The sequence below is a fragment of the Halovenus marina genome (genome assembly GCF_051414115.1).
Lineage (GTDB): Archaea > Halobacteriota > Halobacteria > Halobacteriales > Haloarculaceae > Halovenus > Halovenus marina.
On sequence record NZ_JBLKNZ010000001.1, the window covers coordinates 2,791,104 to 2,806,167 of the forward strand.

Annotated in this window: 18 protein-coding genes; 7 read left to right on the forward strand and 11 right to left on the reverse strand. The window is 62.8% G+C overall.

Features of this window, described 5'->3' with window-relative positions:
• Positions 1-42 precede the first annotated feature (42 nt).
• Together ACMGFL_RS14240 and pyrH are read right to left on the reverse strand one after the other, a co-directional pair.
• Positions 43-1,821 carry a site-2 protease family protein gene (locus tag ACMGFL_RS14240; protein ID WP_436936198.1) on the reverse strand — a complete coding sequence of 593 codons (1,779 nt, stop codon included), beginning with the start codon at positions 1,819-1,821 and terminating at the stop codon, positions 43-45.
• Between the two features lie 68 nt (positions 1,822-1,889).
• A complete protein-coding gene (gene pyrH, locus ACMGFL_RS14245) occupies positions 1,890-2,573 on the reverse strand; it encodes a UMP kinase (RefSeq protein ID WP_436936199.1) in 684 nt (227 codons plus the stop codon).
• A gap of 310 nt (positions 2,574-2,883) precedes the next feature.
• Between pyrH and ACMGFL_RS14250 the strand changes: the two genes are divergently transcribed.
• Positions 2,884-3,126 carry a DUF7123 family protein gene (locus ACMGFL_RS14250; protein WP_436936200.1) on the forward strand — a complete coding sequence of 81 codons (243 nt, stop codon included), beginning with the start codon at positions 2,884-2,886 and terminating at the stop codon, positions 3,124-3,126.
• 157 nt (positions 3,127-3,283) lie between these two features.
• A complete protein-coding gene (locus tag ACMGFL_RS14255) occupies positions 3,284-4,426 on the forward strand; it encodes a site-2 protease family protein (RefSeq protein ID WP_436936201.1) in 1,143 nt (380 codons plus the stop codon).
• Between the two features lie 219 nt (positions 4,427-4,645).
• Here the strand turns inward: ACMGFL_RS14255 and ACMGFL_RS14260 are convergent, their stop codons facing one another.
• Positions 4,646-5,089: a pyridoxamine 5'-phosphate oxidase family protein gene (locus tag ACMGFL_RS14260; RefSeq protein ID WP_436936202.1), complete on the reverse strand. Its 444-nt coding sequence runs from the start codon at positions 5,087-5,089 to the stop codon at positions 4,646-4,648.
• Between the two features lie 187 nt (positions 5,090-5,276).
• Positions 5,277-6,143 carry a thiamine-phosphate kinase gene (thiL, locus tag ACMGFL_RS14265; protein ID WP_436936203.1) on the reverse strand — a complete coding sequence of 289 codons (867 nt, stop codon included), beginning with the start codon at positions 6,141-6,143 and terminating at the stop codon, positions 5,277-5,279.
• 141 nt (positions 6,144-6,284) lie between these two features.
• Here thiL and ACMGFL_RS14270 point away from each other — a divergent pair, with 141 nt between their 5' ends.
• Positions 6,285-6,746: a 30S ribosomal protein S19e gene (locus ACMGFL_RS14270; protein ID WP_436936204.1), complete on the forward strand. Its 462-nt coding sequence runs from the start codon at positions 6,285-6,287 to the stop codon at positions 6,744-6,746.
• A 79-nt stretch (positions 6,747-6,825) separates the two neighbouring features.
• The gene (locus ACMGFL_RS14275) at positions 6,826-7,575 is read left to right on the forward strand and encodes a ribonuclease H-like domain-containing protein (RefSeq protein ID WP_436936205.1); all 750 of its coding nucleotides are present in this window, start codon (positions 6,826-6,828) and stop codon (positions 7,573-7,575) included.
• An 84-nt stretch (positions 7,576-7,659) separates the two neighbouring features.
• On the opposite strand, the gene ACMGFL_RS14280 is transcribed toward ACMGFL_RS14275, so the two are convergent.
• Both ACMGFL_RS14280 and lrp read right to left on the reverse strand, forming a co-directional pair.
• Complete coding sequence (locus ACMGFL_RS14280) at positions 7,660-7,929, reverse strand: hypothetical protein (RefSeq protein ID WP_436936206.1); 270 nt, start codon at positions 7,927-7,929, stop codon at positions 7,660-7,662.
• A gap of 83 nt (positions 7,930-8,012) precedes the next feature.
• Positions 8,013-8,468 carry an HTH-type transcriptional regulator Lrp gene (lrp, locus tag ACMGFL_RS14285; RefSeq protein ID WP_436936207.1) on the reverse strand — a complete coding sequence of 152 codons (456 nt, stop codon included), beginning with the start codon at positions 8,466-8,468 and terminating at the stop codon, positions 8,013-8,015.
• Between the two features lie 125 nt (positions 8,469-8,593).
• Between lrp and glnA the strand changes: the two genes are divergently transcribed.
• The gene (gene glnA / locus ACMGFL_RS14290; protein WP_436936208.1) at positions 8,594-9,949 is read left to right on the forward strand and encodes a type I glutamate--ammonia ligase; all 1,356 of its coding nucleotides are present in this window, start codon (positions 8,594-8,596) and stop codon (positions 9,947-9,949) included.
• 78 nt (positions 9,950-10,027) lie between these two features.
• Here the strand turns inward: glnA and ACMGFL_RS14295 are convergent, their stop codons facing one another.
• The 4 genes from ACMGFL_RS14295 to ACMGFL_RS14310 form a co-directional block, all read right to left on the reverse strand.
• Complete coding sequence (locus tag ACMGFL_RS14295; RefSeq protein ID WP_436936209.1) at positions 10,028-10,354, reverse strand: DUF5658 family protein; 327 nt, start codon at positions 10,352-10,354, stop codon at positions 10,028-10,030.
• A gap of 38 nt (positions 10,355-10,392) precedes the next feature.
• Positions 10,393-10,551 carry a hypothetical protein gene (locus tag ACMGFL_RS14300; RefSeq protein WP_436936210.1) on the reverse strand — a complete coding sequence of 53 codons (159 nt, stop codon included), beginning with the start codon at positions 10,549-10,551 and terminating at the stop codon, positions 10,393-10,395.
• Between the two features lie 81 nt (positions 10,552-10,632).
• Positions 10,633-11,814, reverse strand: a complete 1,182-nt coding sequence (locus tag ACMGFL_RS14305; RefSeq protein WP_436936211.1) for an MFS transporter — start codon at positions 11,812-11,814, stop codon at positions 10,633-10,635.
• Between the two features lie 45 nt (positions 11,815-11,859).
• Entirely contained in the window at positions 11,860-13,176 is a 1,317-nt protein-coding gene (locus ACMGFL_RS14310; protein ID WP_436936212.1) for a YihY/virulence factor BrkB family protein, read from the reverse strand.
• 95 nt (positions 13,177-13,271) lie between these two features.
• Here ACMGFL_RS14310 and ACMGFL_RS14315 point away from each other — a divergent pair, with 95 nt between their 5' ends.
• Positions 13,272-13,655 (forward strand): hypothetical protein, encoded by a 384-nt coding sequence (locus tag ACMGFL_RS14315; RefSeq protein ID WP_436936213.1) that lies wholly within the window; start codon positions 13,272-13,274, stop codon positions 13,653-13,655.
• A gap of 27 nt (positions 13,656-13,682) precedes the next feature.
• On the opposite strand, the gene ACMGFL_RS14320 is transcribed toward ACMGFL_RS14315, so the two are convergent.
• Positions 13,683-14,789: a tRNA (guanine(26)-N(2))-dimethyltransferase gene (locus ACMGFL_RS14320; protein WP_436936214.1), complete on the reverse strand. Its 1,107-nt coding sequence runs from the start codon at positions 14,787-14,789 to the stop codon at positions 13,683-13,685.
• Positions 14,790-14,902: 113 nt separating this feature from the next.
• On the opposite strand from ACMGFL_RS14320, the gene ACMGFL_RS14325 reads away from it, so the two are divergent.
• Positions 14,903-15,046, forward strand: coding sequence for a DUF7859 family protein (locus ACMGFL_RS14325; protein ID WP_436936215.1), 144 nt, complete (start codon positions 14,903-14,905; stop codon positions 15,044-15,046).
• Positions 15,047-15,064: the final 18 nt, after the last annotated feature.

Consider the following 15,064-nt stretch of genomic DNA (forward strand, 5'->3'; position numbering starts at 1 on the left):
TACGAAAGTTCCGTTCGGCGGTCGTGAGTGTGAATAGCCCGATCAGAGGAAGACGGGGCCGACGAGCATCAACACCAGCGCACCGCCCATCGCGAGCGTGACGCCGATGGTGATAATCGTCACGACCGTCCGCTGATGTCCGATCGGCAGTCGAGAGACGACCGCCTCGGTGCTCGTGCGGAGGATGTGCCCGCCGTCGAGGGGAAACGCCGGGATGCAGTTGAACAGCGCGAGGTTGAAGTTGATCCACCATGTCCAAAAGAGGAGGTTGGCGAGGAGGAACACGGCACCGCCAATCCCCGCGAGCGAGCCGTCGATGGCGAAAAAGCCGACGACGTCAGGGGTGAAGCCAGCGAAGTTGTAGTGGATCGACGGGTCCGCGAGCGAGCGCAACGGCAGGAAGAGCAGACTTCCGAGGTAGGCGATTGCCCCGAGAATGAGCCCATTCTCTGCCCAGGCGTTGGTGCCGTCGAGCGTCGAGAGGATATTCTCGGCAGGGTACGTGTCGACGCCGAAATCGTCGAGCACGAGTCCGCCGAAGCCTTCCTGTAACACGACGCCGAAGACCGCCTCGTCGTCACCGCCGAGCGTGACATTGTCGAACTGTGTCGGGTCAGCATCGTCCTCGACGTAGGCGGTCACGGAGACGGTCTCACCCGGTTCGAGTCGGTCGGCAACTCGCTGGAGGTCGGTGGTATTGGAGACGCGTTCGCCGTCGATGCGTGTGATCACGAGCGGCGTTCCGTCAGTCGGCGCACCGGCGTCCGCGAACGCCCCATCGGGGTCGACTTCCGCGACGAACGCGCCAATCGGCACGCGGGCAGTCCCGTTCGTCGTGGTCAGTTCTGGCCGCTCCGCGCCCTCGACGGCACGGGCAAAGTCCTGCCCGGTCTGGACGGGAGTGCCGTCGACGGCCTGTATCCGTATCGGTTCGTCCCCAGCGAACAGTCCATCAGCGATGCCGGTGACAGCCCGGACGACGAGGAGTCGCCGGTCGACGACAACTGGATCCCCATCACGGAGATTCACACGGACGCGGTCGGATCGGGTGTCAGCGAGGACCGACTCCAGTTCCTCTGCATCCTCGACGGCTGTGCCGTTTATCGCCGTGATCACGTCACCGTATTCGAGGTCCCCATCGGCCGCTCCCGACCCGGAGAACGTATCGCCCACCGGCGCACCCGGAACGACCACAACCGTACTCGCGACTGCCATCAACAGGAGGAGTGCAACGACCGTGACGACGAGATTGTTCATGATGCCCGCGGCGAACATGCGGGTCTGTGCGCCGCGGTCGGCCGCAAGTTGGTCGTTCGCATCTGGTTCGACGAACGCGCCGAGAGGGATGAACGCAAACATCGCGATGCCCATCGAGTCGATGTCGATGTCCTCGACCCGACACAGCAATCCGTGACCGCCCTCGTGGACGACCAGACCCACGACGAGTCCGAAGATGATCTCCGGGGCAGCAGACGGCGGCAGAAACTCGTTCACGCCGGGGATGATGAGCGCATTCTGGGGGTTCTCGATGCCCGAGGCATCCGGCTGGGTGAGCGTAATCGCCACCACGAGCGCCATGAACAGCCCCATCAGCACCATGATCATCAGCGTGAGGCCAACGCCGACGTTTCCCCACGCTCGCCAGAATCGCTTCGGTCGGGCAAGTCTGTCGAGCAGGATGCGACCACGCTTTGTCTTTATCGTATGAAAGGGGCCAGAGACGTTGACGTAGCCCGGGAGATAGCCCTGCCTATCGAGCGCCATGACGAGAACCGTATACAGCAAGATCCCGACGAGAATCCACGTCAGCAGATCCGGCATTACTGGATGTGTAGAGGGAGTCGGCAAAGAGGGTTTGGTTCCCGGGTCGTCACTGTTCGTCAGCGATGTCAGTCCCGTCGTGCGATGTCGGTCCCGTCGTGCGTTCCATCGACCGCGCGCGCGACGGCCTCGGGATCCGTCCCGTCGATGACGGCCGCCTGCAGGCCAGAGCGCTGGAGGAGTTTCGCTGCGAGGAGATCGACCGGTGCGTTGCTCCCGGCTTCCATTTCGATGTCGACGACGACATCGACGAGTTCACCCGGCGTCATCTGGTCGAATTTGGTCGCTTCCGGGGTCGTCTGTGGGTCTGCGTCGTACACGCCCGGGACACTCGTCGCGTAGATCAACAGATCCGCATCGACGTACTCCGCGAGCGCGGTTCCGACCGCATCGGTGGTGTGTCCGGCGACGGTACCGCCCATGATGGGAATATCCCCTCGGCGGAGCGCCTCCCGCGCCGTCTCGTGGTCGTCTGGCGGCGTCGGCGCGGCCCGGTCGTCGAGGGCGGCGATAAGGAGTCGCGCGTTCATCCGCGTGGCTGCCACGCCGAGTTGGTCGAGTTCGATCTCGTTTGCCCCCAGTTCCCGTGCAGTCTCGATGTACTCGCGTGCGGTCGGTCCGCCACCGACGACGACGCCGAGTTCGTGACCCGCCGCATCGAGCCGTTCGAGTACCGACGCGTACGCTGCAACTCGCTCGGATTCGACGGCGGGGACGAGAACGCTCCCACCGACGGAGACGACCACCTTCATATCCGCGAGTCACGGTGTCGAAACCTAAAGGTTGTCACCTGCCGTTCGACCCCGACCTGACTGGTCGTAGCCCCGATATCAAACGACGATAGACGGCAATTTCAGCATTTATTTCCAGTAATAGTTATAGAATTTTATTGAGTGTCTGAATTCCTGAGACGGGATTAGAGCAAAGAATAAAAGGTCTAAACGAATCTAGTCGCTCTGTAAATTGTCCATCGCACCCAAAAATCCCTGAAAGCGGACAAACCGACACAAAGCATCCTCCCTTTATATACCCATACAGGGGATACGTGGAAGTGAGGCAAACATGAGTGTGACAGAGCCCTCCCAAGACGACCGCTCGAAAGAAGACCGCCTCCGTTCCTATCTCCGGCAGAAGGCGGAGGATGGAGAGATGTATTTCAAAAGCAAGTTCATCGCGGACGAGGTCGGACTCTCACCGAAAGAGATCGGCGCGCTGATGGTCAAGCTCCGCAAGTCCGCAGGCGAACTGGAGATCGAAAAGTGGTCGTACACGAGCGCGACAACGTGGCGAGTCGAACCGGCCTGACGGGAGCCAGCTATCGCGCTGGGTCGCAGGCAGGTCAGAATCGACCGGCGTCTTGCACATCACCTCTTTTGCCGTCGGACGTTCAGTGAGAGACAGTGTCGCGCTGTCGGCACGGCTGTGTTGGGATTTAAATACGCACGACCGCTAGCCGCCGACGATGGCCGGTAGTGAGCGGTCGGATCCGCCCGCAGTTTCTGAAATCGCATCCGTCTTCGAGGTCTACGAGGTACGGACAGACGGTGAGACAGTGCTGTACGTCGGGAATCCGGTCGCCCCCGGCGAGTCTATCGAGCGGAAGCTCTGGCCGCTCTTTCGCGAGCGCGGCTACGAACTCTCCTTACAGCGCGGCTACGAGGAAGCAGACGGGATCGATCTGCACGGGGAGTACGTCCTTGTGGCAGAGCCGTGGTCCGGCGGTATCGACGGGATCCCCTGGGTCAATCTCGCGCTGTTTTCGCTCACCGTCCTGTCGACACTCGTCGCTGGCGCAGTCTGGTGGTACCAGATCCCGCTGGGCGAGAATCCATGGCGAATCGTCGAAGCCTGGCCGTTCGTGCTCGCCGTGATGGGCGTACTCGGCGTTCACGAACTCGGCCACTACGTGATGAGCCGCTATCACGGGGTGAACGCCTCGCTGCCTTACTTCATCCCAGTGCCGACGATCATCGGGTCGATGGGTGCGGTTATCAAGATGCGCGGACAGATCCCGGACAGACGGGCGCTGTTTGACATCGGCGTGGCCGGACCGCTCGCCGGACTGGCCGCCACAATACTGGTCACCGCCATCGGACTACAGTTGGATCCGCTCGCCGTTCAGCAGACGCCACCCGAACCCGGTGAGACGCTGATCCGATTCAGTCACCCGCCGTTGCTGGATCTTATTGCCGAGGCGACCGGGACGACAGAGCGTATCGACGACGGCCGAATGCATCCGGTCGTGTTCGGCGGGTGGGTCGGAATGTTGGTCACACTCTTGAACATGCTTCCAGTCGGCCAACTCGACGGCGGACACATTCTCCGTGCGATGTTCGGGCAGAGTCAAGAGCGAATCGCGGCGGCCGTCCCCGGTGCGCTGTTTGCGCTGGCCGGCTACCTGCTCTTTTTCCGGAGCGGCTTCGATTCCGTGCTCATCTGGACGATCTGGGGCGTATTCGCCGTGTTGCTCGTCTCTGCTGGTCCCGCATCACCGATCCGCGAGACACCGCTCGACCGCAAGCGGATGGCGCTTGGCGTCGTCACGTTTGTCTTTGCCGCGCTGTGTTTCACACCCGTCCCGATCGAAGTCATCGAGATGGCTTGATACTGTCGGCTGTACGTACGGACAAATTTTCGCCACCTCGGTGGCGAATTATGTTCGAGATGGTACAGCCGACAGTGGCTCTGTTGAAACCCTCAAATACTGATAGGAGTCACGTGCTGAATACAGAGGCTGTAGTCAGCACGCAGTCACCAGTTACTGTGTTCGGCAAAGGACACAGATCTCCGAACGGTGCGACGAGGCGACGACCGCGCCGCCGGTTCAATCGGTCGTCTTCCGGCCGGTTATCTCGTAGGGGTTGAGTTCGTAGATCAGCATCTCGACTTCGGGGACGGCCTCGTCAAAGAGGCGAAACGGCGGGAACTGCTCGTTGATTTCGGTGTCGGTAAACCGAGCCTGCTCCTCCGCGGAGAGGGGACGTATCTCGCCCCGGATCATCACGCTCCACGAGTTGCCCGCCTCGTCCATCTCGTAGACAATAAACGTGGCCGTCTCCGTCGACTCCGCGTACGCCAGCTTGGTGCTTTCGGGCTCGTCGCTCATGCGAACGAGGAGCCGGGAGCCGTCATACAGGTAGTTCAGTGGCACCGCGTAGGCGTCGTCGTCCCGGGCCAATGCGAGGACACCGTGGCCACGCTCTTCGAGCAACTGGCCGATCTCCTCCTCGTTGATCCCTCCGGTGTAGACGTACTCGACATGCTCCATGGCCTATGGACGGGCCAGTGACTAAAGAACCCTCGTCCGTCCGACTCAGAGAAGCTTGGTGTAGATACGAGAACCGAACCTAAAACAGTTGGTACTATTTGGAAGTGAGTGTCACATTCGTTCTCGCTGCACTGTGTTTCACCCCCGTCCCGATCGAAGTCATCGAGATGACCTGACAACGAATCTATCAGTGGGTGTATCCGCGGTCCGGAAGCGACTCCCCGTCCAGCGTTCGCCCTGACTCGGTGATCCGGCCGATCGGAGTGAGGAGGTCATCTGTTTCCGACTGCACGTGTGCGAGGTCGCTTTCGGGGATGGTACAGACGAGTTCGAAGTCCTCGCCGAAGAAGACACTCAACTCCCGTCGGTCGTCGTCGCCCTCAGAGACGGCGTCGACGGCGTCGGCCACCGGGAGCGGCGATTCGACCGCGAAGCCACAGTCGCTCGCGTCGGCGAGTTGATGCAGCGATCGGGCGAGACCATCGCTCGAATCCATCATCGCACTCGCGTAGGGCGCGAGCGCTCGACCGGCGGCGACTCGTGGCTCGAATCGGAACAGGTCGTTCGCGCGCTCGTGGTCGCCCGCCGCAAACAGCCGGAGTGCGGCCGCACTTCGTCCGAGCGTCCCTGTGACACAGACGGCATCGCCCGGGCGCGCGCCGTCGCGGCGGACGGGGGCGTCCGCCCGCCCGAGAACGGTCGTCGCGACGGTGAACTCCTCGTGAGTGTCCAGGTCGCCGCCGACGTAGGACGCGCCCGTGACCTCACAGACATCGCTGGCACCGTCGACGAAGGACCTGAGTTCGTCCCACTTCAGTTGCGGTGCGCCGTAGACGGCGACAGCCGCGAGCGCCTCGCCGCCCATCGCCGCCACGTCCGACAGCGACGCCCCCACGGAGCGCCAGCCAGCGGTGTAGCGAGTCGTACCGTCGGGGAAGTCGGTCGACTCGTGGAGCATGTCCGTCGTCAACAGGAACCCATCAACGACGGCGGTGTCGTCGCCAGCAGCCTCGAGATACTCGTCGAGTCTGTCGAGCAGCGCCCGTTCGTCCATGGGCGGGCTACGGCAAGCGACGACAAAAGCGCCCCGACCGCCGCAAGTTGTGACAACAGCGCTCCGACCGTCGCGCGACACGTCCCCGACGGAGAGGTGATAACGACGCCCTTAAATGACGCAAACGGGAAGACAGTTCCAATGACAACCCTGCACGACGTTCCGGCGGAGGAACTCATCGAGGCGCTCGCAGAGCACCTCGCCGAGGAGGAGTCTATCGAACAGCCCGATTGGATCGAGTTCGTCAAGACCGGCCACGACCGCGAACTCCCGCCCGAGCAGGAGGACTTCTGGGTGCGCCGTAGCGCCAGCCTGCTCCGAAAAGTCGCTGTCAAGGGCCCGGTCGGCGTCGGCAGCCTCGAAACGACCTACGGCGACGCGAAACAGGGGACGAACCGCTACAAGGTCCGACCGCGACACAAGACGACTGGCTCGGGCAACATCATCCGCACCGCGCTCCAGCAACTCGAAGACGCTGGCTACGTCGAAGTCGCAGAGGGCGAAGGGCGACAGGTTACCTCGGAGGGCCACAGCCTGCTCGACGATATCGCCGAAGACGTGCTCGAGGACCTCGACGACCCCGCGCTCGAACGGTACGCCTGAAGTCGTCGCTTTCTCGCCGGTCGTTTAGCGTCTCGAACAACCGAAACAGTTAGAACTATCCAATCCACTCTGTTGCAGTGTGCGAGTCGAGAACAGTTTCTGTGGCGCAGAGGGGATCGGCGAGACCATCGAGCGCCGCCTCTGGGAGCAGGGAATCACCGAATGGGACGCGTTCGAGCCGTCCTGTGACGGGGTCGGGTCCACGCGGGCCAGTCGCATCGAATCGTTCATCGCGGAGGGGCGTGAGGCGCTCGCGGCCGATGATATCGCCTACTTCGACGAAGCCTTTCCGTCGGGGGCGCGCTGGCGACTCTACGAGTCGTTTCGCGACCGGGCCTGCTTTTTCGACATCGAGACGACCGGTCTCGACGAGCGGACGAGCGTTGTCACCACCGTCTCGCTCCATCAGGACGGCGAGACACAGACGCTCGTTCGCGGCGACGACCTGACTGACGAACGGCTACGTGCGGCCTTTGCGGACGCGGGCCTGCTCGTCACGTTCAACGGCGCGCGCTTCGACGTCCCCTTTCTCGAACACAACTTCGACATCACGCTCGACCAGCCCCATCTCGACCTGATGCCGACCTGCCGAAAGGTTGGTCTCTCCGGCGGTCTCTCGGCCGTCGAGGACGCGCTCGGGATCGGTCGAGAACTCCCGGACGTGGACGGTCGCGAGGCCGTTCGGCTCTGGCACGAGCACGAACGCGGCGTCGACGGCGCGCTCGACCGACTGATCGAGTACAACCGCGAGGACACCGAGAACATGAAGCCAGTGCTCGAACGAACCGTCGAACGTCTCGACGAACAAGTGTTTCCTGCACGGGGCTGAGACTGTCAGCCCGTTCCACTCAGCGAGAAAATTCCGGCGTTCTCTCGTGTGGCTCAGCATCGTCCGCGAGTGAATCTCACTGTGTTACCTCCGCGACTTCGACACCAGCAGGAGTACCACGAGCACGAAACCGATACCCACCGCTACGATACCGAACCCGGGACCCTCGTCGTCAGTCGTCGCCACATCGTCGTTTCTTGGCGTGGTGTCTGTTCCTGGCCGCCCCAGCGTGTCCGTGAGTGGGTCAGGTCTGTCGCTCTCGACGACCGAGTCTTCGACGGTGATGTTACTCTCGGTTCGGGTGACACTGTCATCCGCTGCTGCTCCACCAGTCAGAATGCCGAGGGTAAGCACGATTGTTACGTCGCTACGGACACTCGCCGTTCCGGGGACGCATCTGTCCCTACCGAACCGCACTGAGCGAAAAAGAAAGTGCGTTATCTGAGTTCGAGTTCGAACTGCTCGTGTTCCTTCTCGGGGTTGAGCACGACGCTCGTGTTCGATTCCTTGATCTCGGGGTCGGTGAGCAGTTCCTTGATGCTGTCGTTCATGTCGTCGGTGTCGTGGAACTTGCCGATGGCGATGATGTCGTGGTCGCCGGTCACCTCGTAGACGCTCATCACCTGCTCGTGCTGTGCGAGGGTCTCAGTCACCTCAGTCAGCGAGTCTCCCTCCACCTTCAACTGGAGAATCGCGGTCACGTCGTAGCCGAGCGCGTCGTAGTCGACCCTGGGTGTGTAGCCGTCGATGATCCCCGCCGCTTCGAGATCAGAGAGATGATTCGAGACGGTCGTGACCGAGACGTCGAGGTCCTCGGCCAGACTCCGGAGACTGGCGCGACCGTCCCCGAGAAGTTCATTCACCAACTTTCGGTCCAGATTTTCGTACGTCATCAACTGTGTAGAGGATGCCCACCCACTATAATTTTACGAATATCCAGTTCTACTCGCAGATGGCAATGTTTGCGGAATATAGAAGGGCTTTTACTCCGTGGGAGAAACTAATCACCTGTCGAAAGATGACAACCGAAAATCTATCAGAGGAAGCGAGCGCGGTACTCGAAGCGATTGACGAGGAGAACGTAGATTTCCTGCGACTCCAGTTTACGGACATTCTCGGCACTGTCAAGAACGTCTCCGTTCCGGCCGACCAGGCCAGGAAGGCGTTTACGGAGGGGATCTACTTCGATGGCTCTTCGATCAACGGCTTCGTCAGGATTCAGGAGTCGGACATGCGTCTCGACCCCGACCCCTCGACGTTCGCCGTTTTGCCGTGGCGCACCGATTCGGACAGCGCGGCTGGCCGTCTGATCTGTGACGTCATCGACACGTCCACGGGCGAGCCGTTCTCGGGCGACCCGCGTGGTGTCCTCAAGCGAGCCATCGCTCGTGCAGAGGAGATGGGCTACACAGTCAACGTGGCTCCCGAACCCGAGTTTTTCCTGTTCGAGGAAGACGAGGACGGCCGTGCGACGACCAAGACCAGCGACGCTGGTGGCTACTTCGATCTCGCACCCAAAGACCTCGCGTCCGACGTGCGTCGTGACATCATCTTCGGCCTCGAGGAGATGGGCTTTGACATCGAGGCCTCCCACCACGAGGTCGCACGAGGGCAACACGAGATCAACTTCACCTACGACGACGCGCTCTCGACGGCGGACAACGTCGCGACCTTCCGCGCCGTCGTCCGTGCCATCGCGGCCGAACACGACCTGCACGCGACGTTCATGCCAAAGCCCATCCCGCGCATCAACGGGTCGGGCATGCACACCCACATGTCGCTGTTCACCGAGGACGGTGAGAACGCCTTCCACGACGAGGACGACGAGTTCAACCTGAGCGACACGGCCAAGAGCTACCTCGCAGGCATTCTCGAACACGCCCCGGCCATCGCGGCCGTCTCGAACCCGACGGTCAACTCCTACAAGCGACTCGTTCCCGGCTACGAGGCACCCGTCTACGTCGCTTGGTCCGACCGAAACCGCTCGGCGCTCATCCGCAAGCCTGCGGCCCGCACACCCGCAGCAAGCCGGATCGAGGCCCGCTTCCCGGACCCGTCGTGTAACCCGTATCTCGCCTTCGCAGCACTCATCCACGCTGGGCTCGACGGCATCGAAAACGGGCTTGAGTGCGACGACCCGATCCGCGAGAACATCTACGAGTTCGACGAACAGAAACGCGAGGAGTACGGCATCACCACGCTGCCGTCGAACCTCGGTGAGGCTATCGATGCCCTCGAAGCCGACGACGTCATCGAGGACGCACTGGGCGAGCACGTCTACGAGAACTTCGTCGAGGCAAAGACCCAGGAGTACGACGAATTCCGCGTCGACGTCTCCGACTGGGAACTCGACCGCTACCTCGAGAAGTTCTGAACGGCGCTTTGACCCATCTGCGACGACAGTGATCTGACGACCCTGCTCTTTCTGGCACGCGGCCGCGTCGCTACTGACTCACAGCAACACCAGCGCGTTCCAGACAGTCACGACGCCCCCGACGAGGGCGAGTGCGAGCGGAATCGCAAGTCTGCCCGGCGTTCGCAGGAGATACCAGGTGACACAACAGATTCCGAGAAAGGCAAGCTTGAACAGCAGAAAGCCACCGACACCCGCCTGTTCGATGGCGAGAAGCGCGAGTGGTCCACCCTCGGTCACGTCTTCACTCTGGAGACCGATCACAGTCGTGACGCTGTCACCGACGCCGTACAGCAGCACGGCGAGGACCCAGAGCTGCGTCTGTCTGTCGGCGAGCGCTGCCAGCCACGCGGAGTCAGCAGACACAAACGAGTGATCAGAGGGAGGCCACTATAGCGTTCCGTCTACAGCAGCACGACCAGCAGCACGGCCCCGACCAGTACGACGCCGAACAGGAGCAGAAAGTCGACCGCTGGAGAGACGTGTGCGTCGGCTGTGTGCTCGACATCCGACGCCGAATCGGGGGATGTGGTCGCCGGTTGGTCCTCCAGCACGCTGTCCATATCTGTCCGTTGCCGGGTTCTCTATGTAAGTGATCGGCTCAAAATATCACTCCTGATACTCGAATGGTGTGTTGCTCTCTTTCACAGACCCAGCGAGTACCACCGATTCGCGCCCAGTAACACGAGACACGCCGAGAGGACCACGAGGACGCTCCCCATTCCCGCGGTCCAGCCGCCCTGGTCTGCGAGCACGCCGACGACGACACTGCCCGAGGATGCAAGCAGCATGTACACGGTTCGAAGCAGGCCGAACCCGTAGCCGCGTTCCGTGTCCCGAAGCTGGTCGAAAAATCGAGCCTGAATGGGGCCGGGCCACGAGATGCCGATGCCGAGGAGCACGACGCCAGCGAGCAGTCCGACAGTCGAGGGGACTGCAAGGAGCGTCACCACCCCGGCCAGAGAGATGCTGGCACTGAGCGCGATTGCAGTGTCTCTGGAGTACCGGTCCGAGAGACGACCAGCGCCGAACTGTGCGACCGCCGAGAGCGCCCAGACTGCCCCGAATGCGATACCGGCTGTCCCTGTGGTCAGACCGCGATACTCGACAAGAAAGGTGGGGAAAAACGAGCTGACCGCCTGGAAGGTAAACCCCACGAGCGCGCCCAGCGCGACCGAGTACGCCACGCTCGGGCGGGTCAACAGGCGGCGGTGTCGGTCGAAATCCACGACCGAGTGCAGGCTTCGGTCGGGGTTCTCGGGCGGGAGTCTGGGCACGGTGACCGCTGTCAACGCGAGCGCGCCGAGTGCGGTTGCCGCGCCGAGCGCAATCGCGATCCGCCAGCCGTAGCGCACCCCGACGACGCCGCCGACGGCCGGAAAGACGACGCCAGCGACGGCACCGCTCGCCGTCAGCACTCCGAGTGCCTCCCCTTGGGCGTCGTAGAGGCGGGTGGCGAGCGTGGACGCAGGCGCAAAGTACAGCCCCGCGCCCATCCCGAGGGCGAGCGCGAACACGGCAAACACCACGACGGAGGGCGCGAGCGCGAGGAGAGCGATGCTGCCAGCCGTCGCCGCGAGCGCGCCCATCAAAACGAGATGCTCCCCGAACCGGTCCGCGAGCACGCCACTTGGGAACTGCGCGAGCGCGTAGACGCTCCACATCCCGGTGAGCGCGAGACCGATCGCCGACCGGGTCGTCTCGAAGTGAACGAGCAACAGCGGCACGACAGCGCCGACGAGCAACCGACAGCCGAGTTGTACAAAGTTCCCAGCGGCAACGGACAGGAGTGTCGTCCGCCGTGTCGAATCGCTGGGTCTGTCCATGTTCGGGAGTTCCCGCCCAGCCTCAAATAACTCGGCTCCTGGGCACTATCGGAGGTTTCTGAGCCGGTCGAGCACCCGCCCCGGGAGGCCGAGCGCCGCGCTGGTCAGCCCGACGACGACCATCAGCGTATACAGCCCGAGCGTCGACAGCCAGATGACGAACATCGCGAGAATCGCCCAGCCGCCGCCGAGATAGTAGAACGCGCCGAGCGTCATAGCGGTGCCATACAGCAAGACGAGATACGGGCCCCAGCCGCGGGCGTGCCCGCGGCGGACGCGGCGGCGAACGTACTGTTTCAGGTCACCTTCGAGTTCCTCGCGGTGGACCGTTCGCTGTTCGATTTCCTCCTCGAACTGGTCGAGTTCCCGCCGGAGTTCGTCTATCTCCTCCTGTGTCACCGCGTCCGCGCGTGGCTGTCGCTCGCGCTCTGGCCCCGCTGACTCGCGCTCCGACTCCGCGGACGCCCCCGTAGACTCGCTCTCGTCGGGCGCTTCGGCGTCGGCTCGCTCCGATTCGTCGTCCGGTGGCCGCTCAGCTGTCATAGTCCGTTGATTTGCATCTCGGCGGGACGCCTGTTGTAGTTGCCGGTCTCCGGTGTATCCTGCCAGTTCCGCGTTCAGGAAGGCACCGACGAGGACGAAAAGACCGCCGAAGTAAAACCACAGCAACAACAGCAAAACGCCAGCGAGCACGCCGTACACCTGCAGGGTCGTCGCCTGTGCGGCGTAGATTCCGAACCCAATTCCGAGTCCCGTCCAGCCCAGTCCGACGAGAACAGCCCCCGGCACCGCCTCCCGTGCCGAGACCGGTCGGTCCGGAAGCAGGTAGTACAGCGGGAAGAAGACGGCAGCGAGCGCCACGGCGAGCAAGAGGCTGGCGACGACCCCGCTGAACGGAAGACGGTTGGTCGGGATGGCCGCAGTCACGAGTCCGGTCACGGCCACGGCGACGGTCATCGCGGTGGCCGTGAGCAGCACGTCGCGTATCTGTTCCGGGAGCGACTTCACCATCTCGACCCCGTACACCTGAGCGAACGCCACATCAAGGCCCCGAAGCAGACGAAGGCCACTCCAGCCAAACACCAGCACGCCGAGTACAGTGGCGCTCTCGCGACCCGCGCCGCCCTGCAGCGCATCCTCGATCAGAGCCGTCCCCTCCGGCGTGAGAAACTGCCCGATTCGGGTCGTGACTGCCTGTGTCATCGATTCTCCCGCCAGTGCGGAGGTGACTGCGACCGCGACGATCACGAGCGGCACCAGCGAGACGAACGCGTAGTAGGCGATTGCGGCCGCGAGAAAGGGCAACTGGGCTGATTTCGCGTGTGCGATGACCGTCCTGGCGTGGTCGATCGAACTGGTCACACGTGATCCTCTCGCGGCAGTCGCATATAGCTCTCCCCCGACGACACGGGACTCCCTCGAAAGCCATTAGGGATGTGGGGTCCTCCGAGTCGATAATGGCCACGTTGCAGGAAGGGACAGTGCGTCTGACGGGGGTGTGTCTCGTCGCGAGTGTCGTGCTCATCGGTCCGTCGCTCGTCGACATCGGTGCGACGCCGCCGCTGGTCGGGGTCTTACTCCTCCTCTCGGGTGGGCTATTTGCGGTTCGTGACTCGCTTCCGGCGTTTCCGACGGTGGCCGGACACGACCTGCGCCGCTACCAGCAGGACCTCTGGATCGGCCCGCTGGTCGGGGCCGTCGGCGCGCTCGCCGTGCTCGGTGCCTCGCCCGCAGAACTGCAGTCGATCGGTGGGATCGCCGGTGCGGTCGGGATGGCGAATTACTTCCTCCGACCGGTGTATCTCACGCTCATCGCAATAGCTCGACGAGCACTTAGCTGATCGCCGAGCGGAGCACCGGCAACCGAGTCACGCGTCCGACCCTGTCACGGCGCGGATCTCCTCGACGGATGCAGTCGTCTTGAACGTCGTCCCGCCGTAGTGCGTCCGAGAGGCGTCGTATCCGGATGCTCTGATCTGGTCGAGGAACTCGTCCATCGACGGTGCCGGTCGATTCCAGCGCTTGCACAGGCGGTGCTGGTCGTAGTGTGTTGGCTCCGACAGCTCAGCGTCGAGTCGGTCGAGCAGCCGTTCGAGTTTGTCCATCGTGTCGAGTTCTGCCGAGAGCGCGGCGTCGACATCTGGAAGAAACTCACGGTCACACGTCGAATCCAGCCAGACCGGCCCTGCAGTCTGGATCCCGTGTCCGCAGTTCGGACAGCACTCGGGCGGATCTGCGATGAGTCCATACTCGGTCTCGCGGCGCAGACAGTGCTCACAGTGATGGATATAGCCGAGCGAGTCGACCGCGTCGTTGGCGACGGTCGCACCCCGGTCGAGTTCCAGATACGTGCGGACGTAGTGTTTGGTGGCGTGAGTGAGAAGTGGCCGGAAAGCGACGTCGTAGCGCGCCCCTGTCCGAACGAGCGCCGACAGGAGGATCCGGACGCCCATCTCGGCGTGATACTCGGTGTTTCGCGGGACTGCGCTGTAACTTCTGACGCCGCTCTCAAAGTGTGCGCCACACAGCGGCGCGGTGTCGGTCGCGGTGACACAGAGCAGGTTTCGCGTCCCCTGGACTGCGGCGTCGACGAAGGGGATCGGCGTCCCGAACGGGTCCAGATCGACCACGTCGAAGTACTCCTCGTACAGCAGCGGTCGACAGTCGCGCTGTCTGACGTCGCCAGCGAGGTCGTTTCGCTCGAAGTTGTCTCGGCACAGCGAGACGGCGTCGGCGTCGGTGTCGGTGCAGGTCACGTCCCAGCCGTCGCTCGCGGCCCGGACGCCGCGGATCCCGCTTGCCGCCATCGCGTCGAGATACGTCTCTGCGCGAGGTTCTCGGTCGCTGTAGGCCCGCAGCGTTGCAATCGTCAAGTCCCGATTAAGTTCCTGGGTCGGGTTGTAAAACACCTCCTCACCCGCTCCCTCCCCCTGCTCGGGGGCATCGATCTCGACGGCTCCCTCCCGGACGTTCATACCCGAATTCCGGTGGCGACTGATAAAAGCGACAGGAAACCACCTCAGGAGATCGGTCGGAGATGCGCTGACTGGGTCGAAACCTCTTTTATCTCGCCTGACGAATCGGGCGCATGACCTCGGTCGCCTTCGTTTTCGGACTCGATCCGATCACGTTCACTGTCCTCACGCTCATTCTCCTCTTTATCTTCTTTGTCTATCTCCTTCTTCGCCGGACTGCACAGGGGTTCAAGGAAGGAATGAACCGGAACCGCTGAGGGCGTACGTCGACGCCG

Bases quoted from the DNA above. Each gene is read 5' to 3' on its own strand.
- pyrH (WP_436936199.1), bottom strand. From the start codon at position 2,573: ATGAAGGTGGTCGTCTCCGTCGGTGGGAGCGTTCTCGTCCCCGCCGTC.
- lrp (WP_436936207.1), bottom strand. From the start codon at position 8,468: ATGACGTACGAAAATCTGGACCGAAAGTTGGTGAATGAACTTCTCGGG.
- ACMGFL_RS14320 (WP_436936214.1), bottom strand. From the start codon at position 14,789: ATGAACGTCCGGGAGGGAGCCGTCGAGATCGATGCCCCCGAGCAGGGG.
- ACMGFL_RS14250 (WP_436936200.1), top strand. From the start codon at position 2,884: ATGAGTGTGACAGAGCCCTCCCAAGACGACCGCTCGAAAGAAGACCGC.
- ACMGFL_RS14270 (WP_436936204.1), top strand. From the start codon at position 6,285: ATGACAACCCTGCACGACGTTCCGGCGGAGGAACTCATCGAGGCGCTC.
- ACMGFL_RS14325 (WP_436936215.1), top strand. From the start codon at position 14,903: ATGACCTCGGTCGCCTTCGTTTTCGGACTCGATCCGATCACGTTCACT.
- ACMGFL_RS14305 (WP_436936211.1), bottom strand. From the start codon at position 11,814: ATGGACAGACCCAGCGATTCGACACGGCGGACGACACTCCTGTCCGTT.
- ACMGFL_RS14260 (WP_436936202.1), bottom strand. From the start codon at position 5,089: ATGGAGCATGTCGAGTACGTCTACACCGGAGGGATCAACGAGGAGGAG.
- ACMGFL_RS14240 (WP_436936198.1), bottom strand. From the start codon at position 1,821: ATGCCGGATCTGCTGACGTGGATTCTCGTCGGGATCTTGCTGTATACG.
- ACMGFL_RS14300 (WP_436936210.1), bottom strand. From the start codon at position 10,551: ATGGACAGCGTGCTGGAGGACCAACCGGCGACCACATCCCCCGATTCG.
- ACMGFL_RS14315 (WP_436936213.1), top strand. From the start codon at position 13,272: ATGGCCACGTTGCAGGAAGGGACAGTGCGTCTGACGGGGGTGTGTCTC.
- glnA (WP_436936208.1), top strand. From the start codon at position 8,594: ATGACAACCGAAAATCTATCAGAGGAAGCGAGCGCGGTACTCGAAGCG.
- ACMGFL_RS14255 (WP_436936201.1), top strand. From the start codon at position 3,284: ATGGCCGGTAGTGAGCGGTCGGATCCGCCCGCAGTTTCTGAAATCGCA.
- thiL (WP_436936203.1), bottom strand. From the start codon at position 6,143: ATGGACGAACGGGCGCTGCTCGACAGACTCGACGAGTATCTCGAGGCT.